23 protein-coding genes and 1 pseudogene are annotated in these 24935 nt (G+C 68.2%); 13 read left to right on the forward strand and 11 right to left on the reverse strand.

What is annotated here, in order from left to right:
• The first annotated feature begins 141 nt into the window (after positions 1-141).
• The 4 genes from Q5696_RS20605 to Q5696_RS20620 all read left to right on the forward strand — a co-directional run bounded on the left by Q5696_RS20605 (position 142) and on the right by Q5696_RS20620 (position 3997).
• Positions 142-1311 (forward strand): phosphotransferase family protein, encoded by a 1170-nt coding sequence (locus Q5696_RS20605; protein ID WP_305093100.1) that lies wholly within the window; start codon positions 142-144, stop codon positions 1309-1311.
• Positions 1311-2471, forward strand: a complete 1161-nt coding sequence (locus Q5696_RS20610; RefSeq protein WP_305095392.1) for an Rv3169 family protein — start codon at positions 1311-1313, stop codon at positions 2469-2471. Before Q5696_RS20605 ends, Q5696_RS20610 begins: the two co-directional genes overlap by 1 nt.
• A gap of 273 nt (positions 2472-2744) precedes the next feature.
• On the forward strand, positions 2745-3479 hold the full coding sequence (locus tag Q5696_RS20615) for a polyprenol monophosphomannose synthase (RefSeq protein WP_305093101.1): 735 nt from the start codon (positions 2745-2747) through the stop codon (positions 3477-3479).
• Positions 3480-3589: 110 nt separating this feature from the next.
• Complete coding sequence (locus Q5696_RS20620; protein ID WP_305093102.1) at positions 3590-3997, forward strand: hypothetical protein; 408 nt, start codon at positions 3590-3592, stop codon at positions 3995-3997.
• A gap of 12 nt (positions 3998-4009) precedes the next feature.
• Here Q5696_RS20620 and Q5696_RS20625 read toward each other — a convergent pair whose 3' ends face one another.
• Positions 4010-5632 carry a long-chain fatty acid--CoA ligase gene (locus Q5696_RS20625; protein ID WP_305093103.1) on the reverse strand — a complete coding sequence of 541 codons (1623 nt, stop codon included), beginning with the start codon at positions 5630-5632 and terminating at the stop codon, positions 4010-4012.
• A gap of 344 nt (positions 5633-5976) precedes the next feature.
• Here Q5696_RS20625 and Q5696_RS20630 point away from each other — a divergent pair, with 344 nt between their 5' ends.
• Positions 5977-7710 (forward strand): RNA/DNA-binding domain-containing protein, encoded by a 1734-nt coding sequence (locus tag Q5696_RS20630; protein WP_305093104.1) that lies wholly within the window; start codon positions 5977-5979, stop codon positions 7708-7710.
• A 9-nt stretch (positions 7711-7719) separates the two neighbouring features.
• Here the strand turns inward: Q5696_RS20630 and Q5696_RS20635 are convergent, their stop codons facing one another.
• Together Q5696_RS20635 and Q5696_RS20640 are read right to left on the reverse strand one after the other, a co-directional pair.
• Complete coding sequence (locus tag Q5696_RS20635) at positions 7720-8043, reverse strand: cupin domain-containing protein (protein WP_305093105.1); 324 nt, start codon at positions 8041-8043, stop codon at positions 7720-7722.
• Positions 8044-8243: 200 nt separating this feature from the next.
• On the reverse strand, positions 8244-8834 hold the full coding sequence (locus tag Q5696_RS20640) for a CHAP domain-containing protein (protein WP_305093106.1): 591 nt from the start codon (positions 8832-8834) through the stop codon (positions 8244-8246).
• Between the two features lie 45 nt (positions 8835-8879).
• Here Q5696_RS20640 and Q5696_RS20645 point away from each other — a divergent pair, with 45 nt between their 5' ends.
• Positions 8880-9494 carry a class I SAM-dependent methyltransferase gene (locus Q5696_RS20645; protein WP_305093107.1) on the forward strand — a complete coding sequence of 205 codons (615 nt, stop codon included), beginning with the start codon at positions 8880-8882 and terminating at the stop codon, positions 9492-9494.
• Positions 9495-9501: 7 nt separating this feature from the next.
• On the opposite strand, the gene zapE is transcribed toward Q5696_RS20645, so the two are convergent.
• On the reverse strand, positions 9502-10536 hold the full coding sequence (zapE, locus tag Q5696_RS20650; RefSeq protein ID WP_305093108.1) for a cell division protein ZapE: 1035 nt from the start codon (positions 10534-10536) through the stop codon (positions 9502-9504).
• Positions 10537-10577: 41 nt separating this feature from the next.
• Here zapE and Q5696_RS20655 point away from each other — a divergent pair, with 41 nt between their 5' ends.
• Positions 10578-11159: a TetR/AcrR family transcriptional regulator gene (locus Q5696_RS20655; protein ID WP_305093109.1), complete on the forward strand. Its 582-nt coding sequence runs from the start codon at positions 10578-10580 to the stop codon at positions 11157-11159.
• Between the two features lie 148 nt (positions 11160-11307).
• Positions 11308-11889 (forward strand): DUF3592 domain-containing protein, encoded by a 582-nt coding sequence (locus tag Q5696_RS20660; protein WP_305093110.1) that lies wholly within the window; start codon positions 11308-11310, stop codon positions 11887-11889.
• A 36-nt stretch (positions 11890-11925) separates the two neighbouring features.
• Here Q5696_RS20660 and Q5696_RS20665 read toward each other — a convergent pair whose 3' ends face one another.
• From Q5696_RS20665 to Q5696_RS20675, 3 genes are all read right to left on the reverse strand, one after another.
• Complete coding sequence (locus Q5696_RS20665; RefSeq protein WP_305093111.1) at positions 11926-13611, reverse strand: alkaline phosphatase D family protein; 1686 nt, start codon at positions 13609-13611, stop codon at positions 11926-11928.
• Positions 13612-13810: 199 nt separating this feature from the next.
• Entirely contained in the window at positions 13811-14572 is a 762-nt protein-coding gene (locus Q5696_RS20670; protein WP_305093112.1) for an ABC transporter permease, read from the reverse strand.
• A complete protein-coding gene (locus Q5696_RS20675) occupies positions 14569-15021 on the reverse strand; it encodes a MerR family transcriptional regulator (RefSeq protein ID WP_305093113.1) in 453 nt (150 codons plus the stop codon). Before Q5696_RS20675 ends, Q5696_RS20670 begins: the two co-directional genes overlap by 4 nt.
• Before the next feature lie 75 nt (positions 15022-15096).
• On the opposite strand from Q5696_RS20675, the gene Q5696_RS20680 reads away from it, so the two are divergent.
• Positions 15097-16317 carry an MFS transporter gene (locus Q5696_RS20680; RefSeq protein WP_305093114.1) on the forward strand — a complete coding sequence of 407 codons (1221 nt, stop codon included), beginning with the start codon at positions 15097-15099 and terminating at the stop codon, positions 16315-16317.
• Between the two features lie 247 nt (positions 16318-16564).
• Positions 16565-16972, forward strand: coding sequence for a DNA-binding protein (locus tag Q5696_RS20685; protein ID WP_305093115.1), 408 nt, complete (start codon positions 16565-16567; stop codon positions 16970-16972).
• 78 nt (positions 16973-17050) lie between these two features.
• Here Q5696_RS20685 and Q5696_RS20690 read toward each other — a convergent pair whose 3' ends face one another.
• From Q5696_RS20690 to pepN, 4 genes and pseudogenes are all read right to left on the reverse strand, one after another.
• Positions 17051-17182, reverse strand: a complete 132-nt coding sequence (locus tag Q5696_RS20690) for a hypothetical protein (RefSeq protein WP_005516815.1) — start codon at positions 17180-17182, stop codon at positions 17051-17053.
• 265 nt (positions 17183-17447) lie between these two features.
• A complete protein-coding gene (locus Q5696_RS21575; RefSeq protein ID WP_305095393.1) occupies positions 17448-18284 on the reverse strand; it encodes a dioxygenase family protein in 837 nt (278 codons plus the stop codon).
• A 39-nt stretch (positions 18285-18323) separates the two neighbouring features.
• Positions 18324-19376, reverse strand: a pseudogene (locus Q5696_RS21580) (maleylacetate reductase); the annotation flags it as partial.
• 125 nt (positions 19377-19501) lie between these two features.
• Complete coding sequence (gene pepN, locus Q5696_RS20705) at positions 19502-21991, reverse strand: aminopeptidase N (protein WP_305093116.1); 2490 nt, start codon at positions 21989-21991, stop codon at positions 19502-19504.
• Between the two features lie 84 nt (positions 21992-22075).
• Between pepN and Q5696_RS20710 the strand changes: the two genes are divergently transcribed.
• From Q5696_RS20710 to Q5696_RS20720, 3 genes are all read left to right on the forward strand, one after another.
• A complete protein-coding gene (locus Q5696_RS20710) occupies positions 22076-22855 on the forward strand; it encodes an enoyl-CoA hydratase (protein ID WP_305093117.1) in 780 nt (259 codons plus the stop codon).
• A gap of 97 nt (positions 22856-22952) precedes the next feature.
• The gene (gene mihF / locus Q5696_RS20715; RefSeq protein ID WP_305093118.1) at positions 22953-23264 is read left to right on the forward strand and encodes an integration host factor, actinobacterial type; all 312 of its coding nucleotides are present in this window, start codon (positions 22953-22955) and stop codon (positions 23262-23264) included.
• A gap of 159 nt (positions 23265-23423) precedes the next feature.
• Positions 23424-24932: a flavin-containing monooxygenase gene (locus tag Q5696_RS20720; protein ID WP_305093119.1), complete on the forward strand. Its 1509-nt coding sequence runs from the start codon at positions 23424-23426 to the stop codon at positions 24930-24932.
• Positions 24933-24935 lie beyond the last annotated feature (3 nt).

Genomic DNA, 24935 nt, shown 5'->3' on the forward strand with positions numbered 1-24935 from the left:
AAACCTCTTACACGGAAACGTGACAGTCGTTACATTGTGTCACGGCTCAGTCGATACGGAATGTATCGGGTAGGCCATCCGAGTCCCGCAGACCGGGAGGCCGCCGCTCCTCAGCGGCCTCCCGCCCACCGAAGGGTCGTCATGAGCGCCGAGCACACCACCGGAAACCCGGACTTCTCCGAAGTGGCCCGTCCCGGCGCATCCCGCACCGACCCCGCCGAACTCGCGCACCGCTTGCAGACCTGGCTGCGGACCACACTGCCCACCGATGCGGAACCGCAGGTCGTAGACGTGCAGGTGCCCGACGCGAACGGCATGTCCAACGAGACGATCCTGTTCGACGCCGTGTGGCTCGAGACCGGCGAACGCCGGCACCACCACCTCGTGGCCCGCATCGCACCTGCCCCGTCGGGGGTGCCGATCTTCCCGTCGTACGACCTGGACCGGCAGTACCGGATCATGCAGGCCGTCGGCGAACGGTCGACCGTTCCGGTGCCACGCGTGTACTGGTCGGAGACGTCACCGGAGCCGCTCGGGGGCGAATTCTTCGTCATGGAACGCCGTGACGGGCTGATCCCGCCGGACGTGATGCCCTACAACTTCGGCTCGTGGCTGTCGGAGTGCACCGACACCGAACGACGCCGACTGCAGGACGCCTCGGTCGGTGTCCTCGCCGATCTGCACGCGATACCCGAACCGGCGCAACTATTCCCGGACGCGGACGAGGATTCCGCCGCGGCCGCGCTGCGCGCCCACGTCGACGGGCAGCGCCGCTACTACGAGTGGGCGACGGCGGGCGGACCGCGCTCGCCGCTCATCGAACGCGCTCTCGACTGGCTCGATACGCACTGCCCGTCCCCGTCCGGCCCGGCCGTGCTCTGCTGGGGCGACTCGCGGATCGGGAACGTCATCTACCGCGACTTCGAGCCCGTCGCGGTCCTGGACTGGGAGATGGCGACGATCGGGCCCCGCGAACTCGACCTCGGCTGGATGATCTTCATCCACCGCTTCTTCGAGGACCTCGCGGCCGTCGCCGGACTACCGGGACTGCCCGATCTGCTGCGCCGCGACGACGTCGCCCGCACCTACACCGACCGTACCGGGCACACCCCCGAGGATCTGGACTTCTACACCCTGTACGCAGCCCTGAGGCACGCGATCATCATGTTCCGGATCCAATGCCGCGCAGTGGCATTCGGTCAGGCCGAGGCGCCGGCCGACCCGGACGACATGATCATGCACCGCAAGGCGCTCGAAGAGATGCTCGCCGGCACCTACTGGGGCCGCGTCGACGGAACGGAGGTGGCGTGATGCTCTCCCCCATGGACGACTTCCCGGTGCACCAGATCGCCGAACCGATCCGGCACGTCGGCACGTCGGACCGCAACTTCTACGACCGCTACTACTTCAACTGCCATCCCGGCCTCGACTACGACGGCGAACCGCTGTTCCTCATCGTCGGCCTGGGCCAGTACCCGAATCTCGGTGTCACCGACGGGTTCGCGGTGCTTCGCCGCGGCGACGACCACATCGTGGCACGGGCGTCCAAAGCCCTCGGCCACGACCGCATGGACGTCTCCGTCGGCCCGCTGCGCATCGAGGTGATCGAAGGCCTGCACCGGCTGCGGGTGGTCCTCGAGCCCACCGCGGAGGCACCCGACCTGTCGTTCGATCTCGTCTTCACCTCGGACACCCCGGCCGCCTTGGAGGCCAGGCATTTCCACCGCCAGCTCGAGCGGGTCACGTTCGACACCCAGCGGTTCGTGCAGACCGGACGGTGGGAGGGCACCCTGACCGTCGACGGGGAGACGATCCCCGTCACCCCCGACACGTGGCGCGGCAACCGGGACCGGTCCTGGGGTGTGCGCCCGGTCGGCGAAGCCGAACCGGCCGGCCGCCGCGCCGACCCGGCGCTCGCCGGCGACCAGAACTTCTTCTGGATCTACGCGGTCATGCAGTTCGACGACTTCTCGATCGTCACGATCGTGCAGGAGGACCGCCGTGGCCGGCGGATCGTCGAGGACGCCACCCGCGTGTGGACCGACCGCAGTCGTGAACCCGAATGGCTCGGCCGCACCGAACACGACCTGTCGTTCGTCTCGGGCACGCGGGAGGTGGCCGCCGGCACCCTCGAGTTCCATCGCCCCGGCGGGTACGGGCGACCCGACGACGTCCTCACCGTCACGTGCGAGCCGGTTCTCCCCCACTACCTCGGCGTCGGCACCGGCTACGGCCTCGAACAGGACTGGCGGCACGGCATGTGGCAGGGCGAACTCGTCGTGCAGGGCCTGCGCGAGAAGGTTCCCGACATCGAGCCGTGGAAGAAGATGTTCTGCCCCGTCGACAACCTGACCCGGTTCACGCTCACCGAGAACGGCGTCACCCACACCGGTTCCGGCCTGTTCGAGGTCGCCGTGATCGGCCCGTGCGACCGCTACGGGTTCGACGGCGCCGGCGACGTCGCCCCCTGAACCACCACGACTTGCGAACGAGAATCAACCCCTCGGTCCTCGTTCGCCGCCCGCCCGGGCGGTCCTGTACCCCTCCCCCGACCAGGACCGCCCGGGCACCCTCCCTCCCCGACCGGGCCCGGCGTCACACCACAGCGAGAGGCCCGGATGGTGAACATCACCGTGAACCCGCCTGAACACTCGAATAAGCACAGGTAAGTTGCCTTCGTATGCATTGATGACCACACTCGTTTCCGCCGGAGACGACAGCGTGTGATCACCAGGGAAGGCGCCATGGACAGCAGTTCGCCGAAAACCACCATCGTTGTGCCCACATACAACGAACGCGACAACCTGCCGAAACTCGTCGAGCGGCTGGCTGCGTTGGAGGTCCCGAACCTGCACCTGCTGGTGGTCGACGACAACTCCCCCGACGGCACCGGCGACGTCGCCGAGAAACTGTCCGAGGAGTCGACGCTTCCCATCCGGGTGCTGCACCGCACCGTCAAGGACGGGCTCGGCCGTGCCTACGTCGCCGGCATGACCCGGGCACTCGACGAGGGCGCCGACATCGTCATCCAGATGGACGCCGACCTGTCGCACCCGACCGAGGTCGTCCCGACGATGATCCGCACCCTCACCACGACGGACGCCGCCGTGGTCCTCGGCTCCCGCTACGTGCCCGGCGGCGCGGTCGCGAGCGACTGGCCGTGGCACCGCAAGGCACTGTCGGCGTGGGCGAACTTCTACGTCAATGCGATCCTGCGGCTCGGCGTCAAGGACGCGACCGCCGGGTTCAAGGCGTGGCACGCCGACACGCTCCGCGCGATCGACGTCGCGTCCATCCACTCCAACGGCTACTCGTTCCAGGTGGAGATGAACTACCGCACCACCAGCCGCGGCATGCGCATCGCCGAGGTGCCGATCCGCTTCGAGGAGCGCATCGAAGGCGTCTCCAAGATGAGCCTGGGGGTCCAGCTCGAGTCGGCGCTGGTGCCGTGGAAGCTGCGGTTCGGCAAGAAGGCCTGATCCGGCGGTTCACCCGCCACGGGTGATTTCGACTCGGCCGCGCACATTCCCCGGAACTGTGCGCGGCCGAGTCGTTAGCGTGTCGATGTCACCGACACGAAGAGGTTCCCATGCGCGTCTTCCGTACGGCTTCCGTCACGGCCGCCCTCGCCGGAGCCGCCGCCCTGGCGTTCGCGCCGGCAGCGTCGGCCGCCACCGTCTACGACGTCACCGCGGTCCCGCCGATCGGGGTGGTGTACGCGAACACGATCACCACGCTCGCCGTCGTCGTCACCCCGACACCGGTGGGCGCCGACGCATCCACCCCGGTCACCGCCCGGATCACCGAACCCGACGGCGACACCCGCACCCTGACGATGCCGCTCACGCTCGGTGGGGCGACGGTGACCACCCGGACCCACGAGGCCGGGCGGTACACCGCCGTCTTCACCTATGCGCCGCCGTCGGGAACACCGGCGGAGACCACCCTGCAGTTCGACGTGGCGCCGTCCCCGTTCGGGTTCGGCAGCGCGTCCTGACCGCGGCGCCCGTCAGAGCCGGGTGACGTCGAGCGCGCCGTCGTGGAAGTCGGCGCGCAGCCGCTTCTTGTCGAACTTGCCGACGCTGGTCTTGGGGACCTCGGCGACCCGCGTCCAGTTCTCCGGCAGCTGCCACTTGGCGACCTTCTCCGCGAGGAAGTCCCGCAACTGGTCGAGGGTGGTGTCGCTGTCCTCGCGCAGCACCACCGCCACCAGCGGCCGCTCGTCCCACTTCTCGTCGGGGATGCCGATCACCGCGGCCTCGGCGACGGCCGGATGCGCCATCACCGCGTTCTCCAGATCCACCGACGAGATCCATTCGCCACCGGACTTGATGATGTCCTTCGTCCGGTCCGACAACGTCAGGAAACCGTCCGGGGTGATCGAGCCGACGTCCCCGGTCCGCAGCCAGCCGTCCCGGAACTTGTCGGGGGCGTCGACGCCGTAGTACGACGCGGTGATCCACGGGCCGCGCACCTCGAGTTCCCCGATGCTGGTGCCGTCGTGCGGCACCGTGTTGCCGTCGTCGTCGATCAGTCGCGCCTCGACGGACGCCGGGAACCGGCCCTGCGTGTAGCGGTAGCGCCAGCGCTCGTCGCCGGTCGCGCCGGCGGGCGGGCGGGCGACGGACCCGAGCGGCGACGTCTCCGTCATGCCCCATGCGTGCAGCACGGACACCTGGTGGTCGTCCTCGAACGCGTGCATCAGCGACGGCGGCACCGCCGACCCGCCGATGAGCACCTCCCGCATCGAGGAGATGTCCTGCGGCCGCTGCTCGAGATACAGGTGCAGCCCCTGCCAGATGGTGGGGACGGCCGCCGCGAACGTGGGCTGCTCGGACGCGATCAGCTCGGCGAGCGGGGCCGGCTGCAGGAACCGGTCCGGCATGATGAGCGACGCGCCGATCATGAACGCCGCGTACGGCAGGCCCCACGACATCGCGTGGAACTGGGGCACCACTGCGAGTGCCCGGTCCCCCTGCTTCAGATTGGGTCCGTCGCTCATGCACACCTGCATCGAATGCAGGTAGATCGACCGGTGCGAGTACACGACACCCTTCGGGTCGCCGGTGGTACCCGACGTGTAACACATTGCGGCAGCGGAACGTTCGTCGATCTCCGGCCAATCGTACTCGGTGGGCCGGTCCGCGAGCAGCGTCTCGTAGCTGTGCACCGCGACACCGTCCGGCACCTCGAGACCGGCCGTGGAATCACCCGTGACGATCACATGCTCGACGGTCTTCAGCTTCGGCAGTTGCGGGGCCAGCAGCGGGATCAACGTGGGATCGACGATGATCACCCGATCCTCGGCATGGTTCGCCACGTGCACCAGTTGCTCCGGGAACAACCGGATGTTGAGGGTGTGCAGCACCGCCCCCATCGCCGGCACCGCCAGATAGGCCTCGAGGTGCTCGGCGTTGTTCCACATGAACGTCGCCACCCGGTCGTCACCGTCGACACCGAGGCCGCGCAGCGCGTGGGCGAGGGCCGCGCACCGGCGTCCCACCTCTGCGTACGTCCGGCGCCGCGGACCCGACTCCGTCCACGTGACCACCTCCGCCGCCGCGTGGACCGTGCTGCCGTGCCGCAACAGTTGCGCCACGGACAGGGGAAGTTCGTTCATCGTGCTCAACATGGGGGCGGCTCCTGACTTGACGTGTTCACCGGTGACAGGCATGTCGTGAATGCAACCTACGCCACGGATGAGACGCACGTCACTACCCCGCCGGAGGTCCTGCAGAACCTCACTGGCGGGAAGCTCCGACTACTCCCGAGGAAACTCCGATCCGAACTCGAGCAGCCTCGACCCGACAAGGAGAAAACAACTCCGAACAACTCGCAACTACCAGAAAAAACGGATCTACCTGCGCAGATTCCCAGAAGTTCCGCTCCCGGCCACGCATTTCACATCCTCGATCGCTGCAAGTTGTTTCGTAGTTGTTTCAACAACTACGAAACAACTACGGGTACTGTTCACACATGGCCCCTGCCCTTCCCGATACGGTCCACAGCGCCCTCGACGAGATCTGGGCCGGCGCCACAGGCGACTCGCAGGAGTCCGCGGTGCTGGACTTCAAGGAGGATCCAGCGCGGATATCGAGTCGCCCGACCGGACGCGGGAACCCCGATGCCGCGGTTGCCGAGACGCTCATCAACGAGTGCATCTGCTTCGCCAACGGGGCCGGTGGTGAGGCCTACATCGTGCTCGGGGTGTCCGACAAGCGCGCTGGGCCGGACGCATTCAGCGGCACCGGTCGTGACACCGAATGGATCGAACGAAAAGTATTCGACAAGACCCGCCCCAACCTACGGGTGGAGGTCGACTCGGTCGACTATCGCGGGCACCGACTGCTCATCATCCGCATCCCCACCGGACTCTCCGTCTATTCGCGCACCGACGGGGCGGCGTCACGACGCATCGGGACCAACTGCGTTCCCCTCACCGAACACGAACGCCGTGACCTGCACTTCGCGCGCGCCAACCCGGACATGACAGCGCGGGCCTCGACACTCACCGCGGACGATCTCGATCCGCTTGCGATCACTCGCGCCAGAGCACTGCTTGCCGCGAAACGCCGTGCAGTCGGTGACGATACCGCCGTCCCCGAACAGACGTTCGCACTGCTGCGCGAGTTGGGTCTGACGATGCCGGACGGATCCCTCACCGTCGCAGCCGAATTGCTCTTCACAAGAACCCGGACCGAGGCGGTGTCCGCCCGCTATCTCCGTCGCGCCGTACCTGGAGGTGAACCCACCGTCACCGATCTCGACGGCGCGCTGATCCTCGTGTTCGATCAAGTACAGGATCTGGTACGTCGGCATATGGACACCGAGATCGCCCGCGTGAACCTTCCTGGTGGACAAGAGGTTGCGATTCCTGCATTCCCAGCGAAGGCCGTCGACGAAGTGCTGTCCAACGCCCTGGTGCACCGGGACTGGACGATGACCTCATCGATCGTCGTCGACCAATCACCTCGCATCCTGAAGGTCTGGTCCCCGGGCCCACTTCCCTTCGGCGTCACATCCGACCACTTGCTGACCACCCGATCCGTCCCCCGCAACAACCGCCTCATGGCCGGGATGCGAGCGCTCGGCCTCGCCGAGGAATCGTCCCGAGGATTCGACCGAATGTGGTCTGCGATGCTTTCGACCGGGCGGGCCGCACCCGAAGTCGAAGCCGACGACTTTCACGTCGGCGTCACGCTCGTTGCCTCCCGGCCCGATACTGCATTCATCGCGGGTCTCGCCCGACTCCGCAGCCGATACGGAGCCGACACCATCGACGCCGTCAACACACTCATCGTGCTCAAACACCTGTCCAAGGCGCCACTGATGACGCTCCGGCAGGTCACCACGCAGACCCAGACCGGATCCGGTGAAGCGCTCCAGATCATGGAATGGCTCACCGATGTCGACATCGTCCAACCCGTCACCGAACGCGGCGACGAATGGGTACTGACGTCGCAGGCTCGGTCCTGCCTCGGCGGCGCACTGGCAACCGATGTCGCATCCGTGTCGGTTCAGGACTGGGTCGAGGAGCGACTCCGCTCCGGGAATGCCGTCACCAATCGTGAGGTCGTGGCCGCGACCGGCGCGGACCGCCAAGACGTGACGGCGCTGCTGCGCTACCTGCGCCAGTCCGGACGAGCCGTCATCGACCCCACCGGACCCGGACGCGGGCCCGGTGTTCGCTGGATCGCCCTTGGGGTGTGACCTCCGAGGTCAGCGCAGCACGCACAACACCACGACGGAATCCTCCGCCGCGACGAGCCGGTGCACGATACCGGTGTCGAGGTTGACGGCAGAGCCCGGCACGAGGTCGACGGACGCGTCCTGCGTCTCGAACGCCACCTTGCCCATCAGCCCCTGCACCAGGATCGGGGCGGCGGCCTTGTGGTCGTCGAGGATCTGGCCGGCCGTGAAACTCAGCCGCACCACGGTCACCCCGGGGCCCGCCGACAGGCGTTCGATGTGCGGTACCGGACCGTCCTTCGGCGCGAACGTCGTCAATCCGTCGATCCGCACCAGGTCTGTCTCCGCCGTCATCGTTACACCCTTCTCGCAATCACCTCGATGGCCGTCAGATGATCACGATACGTCGCGAACGGGCGTCACACAGCGAGCACGCGGGAACGGGCATCGGCGTCGCGCAGTAGATTTCGTGCGAACGACATCGTCTCGGCGCGGCACCCGCCTCCGGCACGGAAGGAAATCGCGATACAGGTGGAGCTGTGTTCGTTACGGCTTCAGTCGAGGCGCCCGAAGCCGACGACCGCACGATCGGACTGCCAGTCCAGGTCGTGGACGCGGATCTTCCCGAGCTCGTTCCCGCCGACCGTGGTGGCCGTGTCCCCGGCCACCGCGACCACGAAGTTGGTGTGCTGGCCGAGGCGGAACTCGTTGTCGTACAACACCACGTCACCGACCTCGGGACGATAACCGTTACCGATCGGCTCGAACCGGTCCTGCGCCTGGTAGTACTCCTGCAGCGTGTACACGCCCGGGATCCGCCACGACCCCGAGTTCGGATTGGACAGCGGCTCACCGGCCTCCCGCATGATCCAACTGACGAAGTTGGCGCACCACGGCTCCTGCGCGCCGTCCGAATAGAACGTTCCCGGACGCTGATCCGTGTGCTCGGCCTCGAGAAGATCGACGATCCGAACCTGGGTAGGCGACAACGCCGTCCGATCCACCTCCGGGAACGACGCCGTGTCCCACGGCAGATACCGAGCCGGCGCCCACCACAGCACGCCACCGGCCACCACCGCCAACACCGCGACCACCGACGCGATCCACACGACAGTTCTCCGGCGACGGGACGGCTGTGCATTCATGGCGTCGAGAGTAGCCGTCGGCGGAGGCCACTACTGTCGGTCGACATGGAGCAACCCGGATACGACGCCGTCGCCGACCTCTACGTCCGAACGTTCCCGTCCCCCTACCTCACCGTGCTCGAACGCCACGCCGTGGAAATGTTCACCGACCTCGTCCACACCGGCCCGGAGACCGGGGTCGTCGTGGACGTGGGCTGCGGGCCGGGCCAGATCACCGCCGATCTGGCCGGCGCCGGACTGGACGTGATCGGCATCGACCCGAGTACGGAGATGCTGCGGATCGCGCGGGCCGAGTACCCGCACCTACGGTTCGTGCTCGGCGACGCCGCACTCGACGCGCTCCCCGGCGTGACCGTCCGCGCGATCCTGGCACGCTACAGCCTGATCCACGTTCCACCCACGAATATTCCTGAGGTACTGGACCACTGGTCCGGGCTGCTGCAGCCCGGCTCGATCGTCGCGATCGCCGGACAGTCCACCGACGAAGCCGATGCCGTCACCGAGTTCGACCACGCCGTCGCCCCCGCCTGGCGCTGGCACCCCGACCGGCTGGCCGCGGCACTGTCCGACGCCGGCTTCGACGAGATCTGGCGCACCGTCAGCCGCCCCGACGCCGACCACCGCTTCCCCGACGTGCACATCACGGCGCGGCGGCGATGAGCCGGCACTACGACCGGGCGGCCTCGAGGTCGAGCCGTCGGAGCTGACCGAGCCGGCTGCGGATGCGGCCGATGTCCACCGGCAGTCCCGCACGGTCACCGTCGAGGACATCGAGTGATGCTCGGGCAAAGAACGTCGCAGTGACATCGTGGTCGTACAGCACGTCGACGACGTTCGCAAATCGTTGTGCAGCATCTCTTTTCACGTCACGAAGATCGGGGACACCGGACACCACCCACTGCGGGAAGTCCCGGGCGAGCGTCAGATAGTCGGCCGGAGCCGTCGTCCCCTCGCACAGATCGGCGAAGTCGATCCACAGCTGATCATCGGCCCGACGGGCGCGGATTGGATGTCCGGCGGGCAGCAGGGTTCGGTGCTCGGCGGGCGCCGGGACGTGCAGGCTGAGACACGCGAGCTGTGCCGGCGTCCCGGGCGTCACCCACGCCCCGGCCGCGAATCCACCGTCGTGCACCGCGACCGTGCGGTAGTCGAGCGGCCCGTCGACGGTGACGACCGTCAGGTTGCGCTCGATCAGTTCGATCGTCGGCACGAAGTCGTCGTGGAACAGTGGATTCGGCAGCAGGGAGCGGGGCGGGTAGTTCGACGTCAGCACCACCCGGATCTCGCGTTCCACGAGGGCGGGCAGCAGCCGGGCGATGAACTTCCCGTCCGCAGGATCGTGCACGTGGAATTCGTCGAAGCAGACGACGTCGATGCCGTCGAGCATCCGGTCCAACGCTGCCGACAGGTCGTTCCGCGATGCCCTGATCGCGATGTGCAGGTCCCGGAAGAATTCGTGGAAGTGCACCCGCAGCTTGCCGCCGACCGGCAGCGCATCGAAGTACACCGACATCAGCCAGCTCTTGCCGCGGCCCACCGGACCCCACAGGTACAGATCGCGATCACCTGCGGCGAGAGCGGCAGCGGCACGGCACTGCTCCTCGTCGAGTGTGAATCCGAGTTCGCTTGCTGCCGTGCCGAACACTGCAGGGTCGACGGAACGGGAAGCCTGTGGAGGCGAGGTTTTCCGGAACCAGCGCATGGCGAAACTCTAGCATCGTAGAGGCTGCGAGAATGTGGGACATGGCTCACCGTCCGTCACGTCGCGAACTCATCTGCGAGGCAGCACTCGACCTCGCCGCGGAGGGCGGTAACCATGCCCTCACCCACCAGGCCGTCGACGCCCGGCTCGGGCTCGCCCGAGGATCGACCTCCTACTACTACCGAACCCGACATGCACTGGTCACCGCCGCGGTGACACATCTGACAGACCGGTCCCGGACCGCCTTCCGCGACCACCTCCCCGACCGGCCCCCACAGTCGCCGTCCGAGGCGGCGGACCTGATCGTCGACCAGCTCGTGAACCTGATCCACAACCGGCGCCGCGACGTCCTCGCCCGCTATGCCCTGCTCCCCGACGCCGCGAAGGACGACGCACTACGCGCCGGACTCGCATCGTGTCTGTTCTCGACCCCCGACGCCGGCGCACTGATGGGCGCCCTGGGAGCAGCCGACCCCGACGACGCCGGCCGCGACCTCGTCAGCCTCCTCGAGGGACTGGCATTCGATATGACGTACGGGTCCCGCAGCGCCGACACGGGCGACCGGCACACCGCACTGCATGCGGTGATCACGCGGTGGCTCGAGGCGCTGACCGTGAACTGACCCGTGTCGAGAAGCCGAAACCGCTCCGAGTGATCGTTACCATCGCGACCTGCCAGCTCGAGTAGGTGCATGGCCGTTCGACGACGTTGCGGGTCTCGTACGCGTCCGGATCCAAAGCCGGCGGGCGGCCCTGTCCTACGATCGGACGATGGAACCGGGGCCGGACAGAATCCCCGCATCGATCGTCGGAACGATGCTGTGCGGAACGTGGCTGGGTGTGGGTGTCGGGGTGTTCACCTGGGCACTGCCGCAGTCCGATCACGTTGCGGTGGCGACCTGGTCGATAACCCTCGCGGTGCTCGGGGGTGTCGGGCTGAGCATGATCCTCCCCGTGCCGTGGGGCGCACCCGTCGTTGCGCTGGCGGTGCTGGGTGTCGGGATCGGCGGGGCGAGTACCCATTGGGGGGTCGCCGTGGCCGGCGTCGTCGTGGCGGCTGCGCTCTTCGCGAGATGGTGGCTACGCCTGGCCCCGAGACTGACCTTGTACCGCAACGGGACACGAACGGTGGGGCGGGTGGGTGACGTGTCGGAGGATCGGTCGACGTCGGAGGACTCGCACGTCACGGTCCGCTCGGCTGTCGAATACGTCGACGGTCACGGTTCCGTTCGAGTGGTCACCGAGAAGAACAAGTTCGAGAGCGGTCGTCAGCCGCGAGTGGGTGACGAGGCGGATGTCTACTATCTTGCCGACGAGCCGGACTCGGCGGTCGTCGTGTTCCGGCCGAACTAGGGCGCATCGCCCAGGCCCTCTCGCCGCACAACCCCCTCACACTCCCGGTCGATAAGCTCCCGGATCCAGTGGCGCCGGCACCGGATGCGCCTGCTGCGCGCCGTCGGCCACCCGGTAGCTCGCGCCGTGCCGGACGGCGCCCTGCGGATTCGCCGGATCGTCGACGTAGAACCAATCCATCTGTACGCCTTGCCGGTCCATCTCGAACACGCCGTAGCCGTGCGAGTCCAGTTCGACGTAACGCACGTGCCGGTTGATCGCCGTGAACGCTTCCTCCGCGGCGACCGTCGCCGTCCGCGGCGGCACCTTCAACATGTCGTCGATGTTCGGGGACGTCACCGACGGCACCACGAACTCGGTGCCCACCGTGCCCGCTGCCGGATAGTTCGCGGCATCCACCGGCAGGTCGCACGCCCACGACGTGTGGATGTCACCGGCGAGGAACACCGTGTTGCGGACCTCGTTCCCGGTGATGGCGTCGAACAGTCGACGCCGGTCGGCGGTGTAGCCGTCCCACTGATCGGTGTTGTAGGGGATACCGGCGTCCGGGACACCGATGAGCTCGGTGATCGCCGCGGTAGTGCGGGTGTCGAGGGGCGGGAACACACACGGGGTGATCATCACCGGGTTGCCGACGATCTTCCACTGAGCCGACGAGGTGACGATGCCACCCGTCAACCAATCCATCTGCGCGCGACCCGCGATCGTCCGATCCGGGGAGTCGACCTGCCGCCACCCGGCACCGGCGGTGGGCTGCTCGTCCCGGTAGGTGCGCAGGTCCAGCATCGACAGCTCGGCGAGGGTGCCGAACCGGAAACGCCGGTACAGTGCCGCGCCGGCCCCGGTCCCGTTGACCCGCACCGGCATCCACTCGAAGTAGGCCTGGGTGGAGGCAGCCTTGCGGGCACCCCAGTCGCCCTCGGTGGCCGGGTCGTGGTTCTCGGCGCCGCCGTCGTACGCGTTGTCGGCGGACTCGTGATCGTCCCATGTCGTGATGAAGGGCAGCTTGGCGTGCAGGGCCTGAAGATCGGGATCGGTCTTGTACTGCGCGTGCCGGATTCGGTAGTCGGCGAGCGAGACGATCTCGTGCGCCGGGTCGTGCAGGCGCACCGATCCCCCGCGCGCCCCGTACTCACCGCGACCGTACTCGTAGATGTAGTCGCCCAGGTGGAGGATCGCGTCCAGGTCGTCACGCTCGGCGAGGTGCCGGTACGACGCGAAGTACCCCGCCTCCCAATTGGAGCACGACACGACACCGAAGCGCAGGCGTGCGACGTCGGCGTCCGTGGCCGGCGCGGTGCGGGTCCGCCCGACGGGCGAGACGATGCCGAGTCCGGTGAACCGGTAGAAGTATCCGGTTCCGGGACGCAGACCGGTGACGTCGACCTTCACGGTGTGGTCGGCGTCCGGACCTGCGCTCGCGGTGCCCTCGCGCACGACGCTCGCGAACCCCGGATCGGTCGCGACCTGCCACGTGACCGACACCGTCGGTCCCACACCGGATCCCGGCACCGCGTCGGCGGACGGCGTGATGCGGGTCCAGATGATCAGCCGGTCGGGCAGCGGGTCGCCCGACGCGATGCCGTGCACGAATCCGGGAGCCGGGACGGCGGCCGAGGCCCGCCCCGCGGCCGCGACGGCGACACTCGTCCCGGCGAGCACCACCGAGCTGCGCAGCAGTCCACGACGGCTGATACCGGCGAAGTCGTTGTTTTCGGTCACTCCTGGATCACAACCCAATTCGGACAAGTGTTCAACACGATCCCGGGGACGTATCGAGTGTTCACCGACTGTTCCCACTCGCGTTTCGCGCACTCAGCGCGCCGGAAACGCCCCGGAATGCGCGACAAGTGCGCGAATCGCGGGGCGTGGGGATGTGGGGTGGATCCGTGACCTCGGATCAGCGACCTGAGGAATCGGATCAGTACAGTGCGTGGGCGCCGGGGCGATGGACGATCCCGCGCGCGACCAGTTCGATCGCGACCGCCACCGAGCATGTCTGGGCGAGCAGCAACCCGACGAGAACGAGGATCTGCACTGCACCGGCCTGCACCGCGGATCCGGTCGCGAGCAGCACGCCGACGAACGCTCCGGGCAGCGTCACCAGGCCCACCGTCCGGGTCTGATCGAGGCCCGGCAACAATGCGTCCGCGGCGGCCGAGCCGACCACTTCCATTCGGGCGTCGCGCGTGCTCAGCCCCAGGCTGAGTGCGGCCTCCACCTCGCCCCACCGTTGCTCGATCGCGTCGAGCCCGCGTTTCGCGGCGAGGGAGGTGGCCGTCATCGCATTGCCCAGGACGATCCCCCCTATGGGCACCAGGGCCACTCCCTCGAGTGGCACCACCCCGCTGACGAGCATGAGCGGGACCACCAGCCCGACACCGACGGCCAACGCCGATGCCAGCCACACCGCCGAGCGGCCGGCCTGCGACCGTCGGGCCGCGGTGAACGACGCCGCCACGAACATCACCGCGAGCACCAGCAGCGACGACCACAGGTGGGCGAGCGCCGCGGCCAGGATCACCGACACCGCCGCCAGCTGCAGTGCACCCCGCGCGGCTGCCCACGGCGCAGTGAGCGGGTTCCCCAACCCGGCGAGGCGGTACACGACGGCCGTGCACGCGACCATGACCGTGCACAGGACGAACAGTGCGAGTCCGGGGTTCGCGAGCGAACTGCTCACGGTTCGACGGCTTTCGGCAGGAAGTCGTCCGCGAAGTCCTCGCCGGAGAGGGCCGCGTCGACGCGGGCCCGGATGTAGGTGCCGGTCATCGGGCAGTCGCGCGCCCGGTCGGTACGGCAGCCGAGCATGTGCTCGAGCACCGCGACCGCCCGGGACAGATTGCCGATGCGCTCACGCATCCGGGCCGCCTGGTCCTCGATCAGCCGGCTGCGATCGGTCACCGTGTCCGATTCGACGATCGCCTGGGTATCGGCGAGCGACAGCATGCCGTCCTCATGCCACAACTGGACGTAGGCCAGTCGACACAGGTCGTCACGGCTGAAATAGCGCACCCGGCCGCGACGCTCGGACGCCTCGATGAGGCCGCGCTCCTCGTAGTAGCGCAGCGCTGGGACGGACAGACCGAAGGCGTGCGCAACATCCGAAATGGAGAAGAGGTCGTCGGGCACGTGGCACCTCCGATTTGCACTCAAGTCCACTTGAGCGTGGACGCTGTGAGCCTACTCCTCGGAAAGGAACGCCCAGTGCAGTCTCTGCAGACCGGCACCGCGCCGGCCACGACCTCCCGCGCAGGTGTCGGCGCCTCGACGGTGCTGCTCGTTGCCGGCTTCGTCCTGATCAGCGCGAACACCCGCGTCGCCTTCGGTCAGATCGGTCCACTGGCACCGGTCGCCGGGTTCGACGCCTCCGTCGTCACCCTGCTCGGGCTGATCCCGCCGCTGGTCATGGGACTGTTCGCACCACTCGCCGTCGTCGCCCGCCGACGTCTCGGTGAGGAGCGCGCGCTGTTCGCCGCCGGTGCTCTGCTCCTCGTCGGGGCGCTGGTCCGGATGGTCGGGATGCAGGGACTGATCGCCGGCACCGTGATCGTGAGCGTCGCGACCGCGGTCGTGAACGTGCTCGTGCCGGTGTTCGTGCGCAAGCGGTTCGCGCCCGAGCGGACGGGCGTGATGATGGGCGTCTACGCGATGTCGATGGGTGCCGGATCCGCGGTGATCGCCGCGCTGATGGTTCCGGTGTTCCGGGCGGCGGGCGAATCCTGGCCGCCGGCAATCGGACTCGCGGTGATTCCCGCCGTCCTCGCGCTCGCCGGCACCGTGCCGCAGCTGCGGCATGCGAGCCGGCCGGACGCCCACGCCGAGACGTCGGGGCACGACCGGCCGCGGGTGCTCCGGACCTGGACGGCATGGAGCCTGACGGTGTTCTTCGGCATCCAGACCCTGCTCTTCTACGCGACGCTCGCGTGGCTGCCGTCGATCCTGGTCGCGGCCGGTGTCGCCGACGGCGCCGCCGGAAACATGCAGGCGTTGTTCATCGTCGGCGTCGCCGCGGGTGGGCTGGTGGCACCGATCCTGGCGGCCGCGAGCGTGGACCAGCGGCCCCACATCCTGGCGATCGTCGCTGTGTGCGCCACGGGTTTCGCGGGGCTGCTGATCGCGCCCGGCACCGCGCCCGTCGTATGGGCGGTGATCCTCGGTGTCGGACTCGGTGCCGGCCAGGCCGTCGCCGGAGTGCTCTACGCCCGGCGCGGGCGCACCCCGGACCACGTCGCCGCGCTCTCCACGGTGGCGCAGACCGGTGGTTACCTGATCGCGGCGACCGGGCCGATCCTGGCGTCGTTGCTGCACGACGTCACCGGATCGTGGACCGTACCGATCGTCGCTTTCCTCGTCCTGCTCGCCGTCAACGCCGTCGCGAGCATGCGTGCCGGATACGACCCGAGACGGGGAGCACAGAAGAGCTGACGGCCAGGGGCGGCAGGAATCAGGGGAGCACGAAACAGGCCGGGCCCAAAGGAATTCCCGTTCCCACCTGCACAGTCACATCGGGGCCGCCCGCCGACGTGTGGTACGCCATGATCCGATGGTCGCCGGCGGCGCGCGGAATCCATCCGACGGTGGTGTGTGCATAACATCGAGCACGAGGAATATGTGAACATTATGTTGTCAATAATCTGTTGACAACATGGTTGGGTGAGCGGATGCTCGAGTCATGACCTCGAACGACTTCACCCCACCCAACCCGAGCCGGGAGCGCGCCCACCGGGAGTACGCGGCCCTGTTCCGGATCGCCGAACGCCACGGCGCCACCCCCGAACAGCGGGCGCGCCAATCGCACCCCGAGATACTCGAACCCCTCGGAGCCATCCGCGTCGTCGCCGCACTGGCCGGCGGCGTGCACACCCCCGAGCCCGGCGAACCGGAGATCGACGACGCCGACATCACCGCGGCGCTCGGGCTGTTCCCGAAGGCGCGCGCCGAGATGGATCAACTCGAGGCGCTGTTCCTGGGGATCGCCCGCCAACGCGGAATGACCTGGCGGGAAATCGCGTTCGGACTCGGGCTGGGAAGCACCCAGGCGGCGCGGCAGCGATACGAGCGACTGGTCGAACGAACCTGAGCCCGGACACGTGTGGGGCCCGAAGCCGACGAACGGCTTCGGGCCCCACACGAATCGGCCGGCTCCCGGCCCCACCCGCTAGACGAGCAGCGCGGCGAACGCCCCCAGAGCGGCGATCAGTCCGGCGAAGGCCCCCACCGCTTCCGCACCTGCGACCACCTGATCGAAGTCGACCGAACCCAGAGCCGTAGCGAACTCCTCAGAACCCATTGTCTTCCCCTTTGCTCCCGTGAAGCTGACGCTTCGCTTGTCGCCGTTCTCGGCGTCACTGCATGTGTAGCGGAGCAGCAGATCGGTTTCCAAGCAGTGAAAGGCTTTGGCGGCAAGACATTACAGGAAAGAAACGAGCGAGAGGTCTCGCGTAAAGACGGCGTCACACCCCGTTAACACCGAGGCGGCCCGCTACCGACTACGAGAACGTCGATGTCGTTGGTCGTGCCTGTCTCCGGAGGAAGTGATCCGACGAGGAGCACGGTCACGCGTCGGGGGCGATGCGGAAGGTGAAATCGAGTCGGCGCCAGGCCCCGTCGACCACGCGGCCGTCCGGGGTGGGGCCCCGATGTTCGGGCATGTCGACGATCAGGTTGTGCTTCACCCCGAATACCGAATCGGAGGTGAGGTAGGCGCCGTCGGACGGGAAGAGCTGGGTGATCAGGCGGCGGTGCCCGGGAGCGCTGATCATGAAGTGCACGTGCGGGGCCCGGAACGGGTGCCGGCCGACCGCAGCGAGCATCTGCCCCACCGGGCCGTCGGCCGGAATAGGGTACTCGCACGGAAGGATCGTCCAGAACCGCAGCCGCCCGTCGGTATCGGTTCGGAACCGACCACGCAGGACCGGGCCGTCGAGATCGGGCAGCTGCACGTCGTAGAAGCCGTCCTCGTTGGACTGCCAGACGTCGACGATCGCCTCCGGGAGCGGGGTGCCGTCCGGGTCGGTGACGGCCACGTCCACCCACATCGGGACGCCCGGAAGCCCCTCCGCCAGATCGGCTCCGGTCTGCACGGCCGGCGGGCCCTCCACGTAGAACGGGCCGAGTACCGCCGACGGTGTCTGCTTCCGGGCACGCGAGTTGGTGAGGATATCGACCATCGTCGAGATCCCCAGCGTGTCCGACAGCAGAATGAACTCCTGGCGCACATCGGAGCAGATCTGCCCGGTACGCGTGAGGAAGTCGATCGCGAACTCCCATTCGGCGGTCGTGAGGTCGTTGCTCGTGACGAAATCGTGTGCGCGACGGACGAGGTCGGTCATGAGGGTGTGCAAGCGCGGGTCCTCGGTGTCGGCGAAACTGGCGACCACTGCGCGCGACATGCGGTCGAGTTCGGCACGGGGAAAGGCGTTTCCGCCGCCGGGCCGGGATCCCGCCACCGCATCTGCCAGCAACGCGGAAATGCCGTCGACGGTGACCGCCTGCGGATTCGGGTACGGCCGGGCCGTCGCCAGAGCCGCTGCCTTCGGGATGTCGTCGACGGTGAACCCGAGTTCCGCCAACGATGTCGGCCCGCCCAGGCTCGCTACGAGGTCGTGGACGCCGGCGGCGGCGTCCGGCACCCGCATCACCTCGGCGATCCGGCGCATCACGTCCTGCGCGGCGGGCGCGTTGTACGCCATCGCGTACGGCAGGATCACCGTGTGCATCGGGGAGTGCGGCAGATCGAAGCCGCCGCCGAGTGCATGACAGAGCTTGTGATGCAGCCCCATTCCGACCGCGGCCAGGCAGCTTCCCGACAGCCAGGCCGCCTGCAGCAGTTCACCGCGAGCATCGAGGTCCGACGGATCGGCCATCACCTTCGGCAGGCCCTGGGTGATCCCGCGGATCGCCTCGAGGGCGAGCTGATCGGTCACCGGATTGGCCTCCGGCGCGTACAGCGCCTCCACCGCGTGCGCCATCGCGTTGATCGCGCTGGTCAACGTGATCGTCGGGGGCAGACCGACGGTGAGATCCACGTCGTAGATCACCGTCTCCGGCAGGATGTCCGCCGACGACCGGGTCGTCTTCACTCCGTTCTCGGTCTCGCCGAGCACCGGCGTGACCTCGGACCCGGCATACGTGGTGGGGATGATCACCTGGTCGTAGCCGGCCCGCACCGCGAGCGCCTTCGACAGCCCCGTGGTGGATCCGCCGCCCAGCGACACGACGCAGTCGACATCGTGGGCGCGGGCCGCGGCCAGCGCCTCCTCGGTGACGTGTGTGGGGGTGTGCATCGCGGCCCCGTCGAAACGGGCGACGAGCAGATCGCCGAGTGCCCGGGTGATCTCGGCGGCCGGCTCGGCCACGTCACGGCCCGCGAGCAGCAGCACTCGGCTGCGTCCCAACCGCAGAACCTCGTCCGCGACGGTTCGGCTCGTACCGCTTCCGAACACCACTCGCGACGGCTGCGCGTTGTAGCTGAAGGTTTTCATGTTCGCCGCTCCCACATTCCACATCACGTGTTTCGTAAGTCACGCTCTGATGTCGATGACGGACGCCCGTCGACCGAGTCGTTCTGCACGATCCGCGCCGATGAGACGGCGCCATCACTCCTCCGTCAACACCACGTCGCGCGGACCCGCAACTCCCGGGCGAGATGGTCGCGCTGTTCGATCACCAGGCGGCGCAGCGCGTCGGGAGCGTCCCCGTTCGCCTCGAGCCAGGTGTCGACCCGATCGAGGGTGTCGTCCGCAGGGAAGAGCCCGAGGACGACCCGGCGGGCGATCTCGATGCTGCGCTGGGCCCACACGTCGCGGATCGCCGCGAAGTAGGCGTCGTCGTAGTCGGCGATCAGGTCGCGGCGTCCACCGGCCCGGAAACCGCCGATGACGGCGTCGAGCTGGTCGTTGCTGAGGGTGGTGTCCTCGAGCACGGACCGCCACGCGTCTGCCTTCACGTCCGGGCGGGGCCGGGCCGCGAGCGCCCGCAGGTGCGCGGTGCGCCCGGACGCGGTGTCGTCGCCCGCCAGTTCGGTGTCGAGATCGTCGTGGTCGGCGTGCCCGGTCGCCGCCAGGGCCGTCCACCACGCCCACCGCAGATCGGGGTCGAGGCGCAGCCCGTCCGGGCCGGGCCGGTCGCCGGTGAGGACGGCCCGCAGGTCGGCCGCGTACCGGTCGGCGACGGTCGCGGCCGACGCCACGGCCCGCGCCCACGACAGTTGCGCGCCCGAGCCGGGGTCGGCGGCGTGCATCGCGGTCCAGCAGGCGTCGAGCCACGTGTCGCGCCACTGCTCCCGGGTCTCGTCGGGCAGGTAGTGGGCGATCGTGTACGACGCGTTCGCCAGCACGGCCGCGGTGAGTGCGGTGTTCGTCTCCGCCGGCGCGAAACGGCGTGCCGCCTCCAGGTAGCGGCTGGGGTCGAGTTCACCGTCGCGGACCGCGTTCCACAACGCCGACCAGACGAGTCCCCGGGCGAGGGGGTCGACGATGCGGTCCAGCGACTCCTCCACGGTGGCAAGGGAATCGGTGTCGAGTCGCACCTTCGCGTAGGTGAGGTCTCCGTCGTTGAGCAGACGCAGCGCGGCGTCGGGAAGGTCGACGGGGGTCCGCGGGTCCACCACGTCGAGCTCCACCCGTTCCCGGCGGACCAGATCACCGGCCGCGTCGAAGTCGTAGAGACCGACGGCGAGCCGGTGCGGCCGCGGATCGGTCTGCACGATCTCGTCCCCGCCGTCGCCGCGTTCGAGGGTGAGCGTCGACATTCCCGTGGTCTGCAACCAGGCCCGCGCCCACGACTCGAGGTCGCGGCCCGACGCCGCCGACAGCACCGCCAGCAGATCCGCGAGTGTCGTGTTGCCGAAGGCGTGTTCCCGGAAGTAGCGGCGGGCGCCGTCGAAGAAGGCGTCCCTGCCGACGTAGGCGACGAGCTGCTTGAGGACGCTCGCGCCCTTCGCGTAGGTGATGCCGTCGAAGTTCAGTTTGGCGGCCTCGAGGTCGACGATGTCGGCGACGATCGGGTGCGTGGTCGGCAACTGGTCCTGCGAATAGGCCCACGCCTTACGACGATTCGCGAACGCCACCCACGCATCGGTCCATTCGGTGGCCTCGGCGCTCGCGAGGGCACCCATGTAGTCGGCGAAGGATTCCTTGAGCCACAGGTCGTCCCACCACACCATCGTCACGAGGTCGCCGAACCACATGTGCGCCATCTCGTGCAGGATCGTGTTGGCGCGCGCCTCGTACTGGGCGGCGGTCGCGGCACCCCGGAAGACGTACGCCTCGGTGAACGTCACGCAGCCCGGATTCTCCATCGCACCCAGGTTGTATTCGGGGACGAACACCTGGTCGTACTTGCCCCACGGGTACGGGTAGTCGAAGTGCTCGGCGAAGAAGTCGAGGCCCTGCTTCGTGACCGTGAAGATCGTCTCGGCGTCCAGGTGCTCCGCGAGCGACGCCCGGCACATCACACCGAGCGGCACCTCCAGATCACCCCGCCGCCACACGGATTCGACCCGACGATAGGGTCCGGCGACGATCGCGGTGATGTACGTGGAGATCGGCAGCGTCGGGGAGAACTCGACGAACTGGCGGTCACCGTCGTCCTCGACGACGGCCGCGGGCCGGTTCGACATCACCTCCCATCCGCTCGGCGCGGTGACGACGAACGTGAACGGCGCCTTCATGTCCGGCTGCTCGAAGCACGCGAAGACCCGGCGCGCGTCCGACGGCTCGTACTGCGTGTACAGGTACGTCTGCTCGTCGACGGGATCGACGAACCGGTGCAGCCCCTCCCCCGATCGGCTGTACTCGCCGACCGCGGCCACCACGACGACATTGGTGCTGCGCAGACCGGGCAGCCGGATGCGGGCGCCGTCGTACTCGACGTCCACGAACTGGCCGTTGACGATGACGGAACGGACCTCGAGTCCGAGGAAGTCGAGCCACGTCTCGGGGCCGGACGCGTCGAAGGCGACGGTCGTGGTGGTGAGGAACCCTGCCTCCGTCGGGTCCGGTGCGCCGGTGACGTCCAGTTCCACCCGGTACGACCGGACGGTGACCGCGGCGGAACGGGCGGCGGTCTCGGTGCGGGTCAGATTCGCGATGCTCACGTCTCCGATCCTGCCAGTCCGACAGGACGACGGCGGACTCTCGGCCTAGCATCGGGACCACCGGATGATCATGGGAGGTTCGCCGTGAACGATGCACTCCGAGTCGATGTCGACCACGCGACCGGAATTGCGACACTCGTCCTGAACCGGCCGCAGCAACGCAATCCGCTCTCCACCGGAACGATGCGCGCGCTCACCGCGGCGCTGCGCACGATCGCCGACGACGCAGCGGTCCGGGTCGTCGTGATCACGGCGGCCGGGCCGGTGTTCTCGGCCGGCCACGACCTGTCCGAGATGGTCGATCGCACCCTCGACGACGAACGGGCGGTCTTCGAGGTGTGCACGGAGTTGATGGACACCGTGCAGGAGATTCCGCAGCCGGTGATCGCCGCCGTGCAGGGGCCGGCCGTCGCGGCCGGATGCCAGCTGGTCGCGTCGTGCGATCTGGTGGTGGCGTCGTCGGCCGCCGTGTTCGGGACACCCGGCGTCCGGATCGGGCTGTTCTGTTCCACCCCGATGGTGGCCGTCACCCGCGCGATCGGGCGTAAGCGGGCGATGCAGTTGCTGCTCACCGGCGACACGATCGACGCCGACACCGCGGCCGACTGGGGGCTGGTGAACTTCGTCGTCGCCCCCGATGAACTGGACGATCGTACAAATGAATTGGCCGCACGCATCGCCGCGTCCAGCCCGCTGACGCTCGCGATCGGCAAGCAGGCGTTCTACCGGCAGATCGACCTTCCGCAGGACGAGGCGTACGAGCTGATGTCGGAGACCATGGCCACCAACGCCGTCACGTGCGACGCCCAGGAAGGCATGAGCGCATTCCTCGCGAAACGGACACCCACGTGGGTCGGGAAGTAGATGTCGGCGTGACACGCGGACCGAAGTTGCCGCGCATCGATGCGGTTCGCGTTCTAGCCTGTGGTTCACCCGCGCACCGCAACCAGAGAGGCACACCATGGCACTGCCCACCTTGACCCCCGAGCAGCGTGCTGCCGCCCTCCAGAAGGCGGCCGCGTCCCGCAAGGCGCGCGCCGAGCTTCGCGAGGGACTCAAGTCCGGCAAGCTCACGCTGGTCGAGGTTCTCGACAAGGCGGAGACCGACGAGTTGGTCGGCAAGACGAAGGTGCTCTACCTGCTCGAGTCGCTGCCGAAGGTCGGCAAGATCAAGGCCCGCGACATCGCCGAATCCGTCGGCATCGCCGAGACCCGCCGGGTCTCCGGTCTGGGTGCGCGTCAGCGCGCCGACCTGATCGCCAAGCTCGGCTGATCGTCCCGCGTCACGCGCAGCGGCCCGCACTCCGGTGCGGGCCGCTGCGCGTTTCCGGCCCCGGCGTCTCGATCACCGTACGACGGTATCGAAGAGCCTCGAACCGGGTTACCGTGCAGGTACAGACCTCGTACTCGGTCCCGTCACCGGAGGATTGCGATGAGCGAACCCGATACCGTCGCACCCGAACATGCCGACGTCCTCGTGATCGGGGCGGGCCTGTCGGGGATCGGGGTGGCGGCCCGGTTGCGCCGCGAGCATCCCGAGCGCACGGTACTGATCCTCGAGTCCCGGTCCGCGTCCGGTGGCACGTGGGATCTGTTCCGCTATCCCGGGATTCGCACCGACTCCGACGTCCAGACGTACGGGTACGACTTCAAGCCGTGGCAGGGAAGCACGGCACTCGCGCCGGCCGCCGACATCCTCGGCTACGTTCGGGACACGGCCCGCGAGTACCGCCTCGACGAGAGGATCCGATACCGCCACAAGGTTGTTCGCGCCGACTGGTCGTCACCGAACGCCTGCTGGACGGTCACTGCCGACACCGGCGACGGCACAGCCACATTCACCACGAACTGGTTGTTCTGCGCCACCGGCTACTACAACTACGAGCACGGCTACACACCGGAACTTCCCGGTACCGAGCGGTTCACGGGCCGGCTCGTGCACCCACAGCAGTGGCCGGAGGACCTCGACTACGCCGGCAAACGGGTCGTCGTCATCGGGTCCGGTGCCACTGCCGTCACCCTGATCCCGGCGATGGCCGACGCCACCGCACACGTCACGATGCTGCAGCGGTCACCGTCGTACATCATCCCGCTTCCCGCAGAGGACAAGCTGCACACCCTGTTCCGCCGGGTGCTCGGCGACGAGCGCGGGTACCGACTCACCCGGCAGAAGAACATCGCCCAGAACGTGTGGGTGTACAAGCTGTGCCAACGGTTTCCGAGGCAGGCGCGGGCCGTGATCCGCTGGCTGAACAAGCGGCTGCTGCCCACCGGTTTCGATGTCGACACCCACTTCAATCCGCGGTACGACCCGTGGGATCAGCGGCTGTGCGTCGTGCCGGGCGGAGACCTGTTCTCGGCGATCCGCCGCGGCAAGGCGTCGGTCGTCACCGACACCGTCGACACGTTCACCGAGACCGGGATCGCACTCACGTCGGGCCGGCATCTGGACGCCGACATCGTGATCACCGCAACGGGACTCGACCTGCTCGCCCTCGGTGGGATCACGCTGAGCCTCGACGGCACACCGGTCGACATCACGACGCGTCTCGCGTTCAAGGGCACGATGCTCTCGGACGTCCCGAACTTCTCGTTCGCGGTCGGATACACGAACGCTCCGTGGACGCTGAAGGTCGATCTCGTCGCCGAATACCTGTGCCGGGTGCTCACCGCGATGGACCGACGGGGTGCGACGGTGGTGATCGCCGAGAACGACCGCCCCGACATGCCGACCCGGCCCCTGTTGGACTTCGCGGCCGGCTACGTCCAACGGTCCCTGGATCTGTGGCCGCGGGCCGGCAGCGTCGATCCGTGGAACCTGCAGATGGACTACTACAAGGACATCACCGTCCTGCGGAACACCCCCGTCGACGACGGCACCCTCACGTTCACCGGCGCCGACGAGGCTACCCGCGGTGGCGATCTCGTCCGCCCGGACTGACTG

Source organism: Prescottella sp. R16, assembly GCF_030656875.1.
GTDB lineage: Bacteria > Actinomycetota > Actinomycetes > Mycobacteriales > Mycobacteriaceae > Prescottella.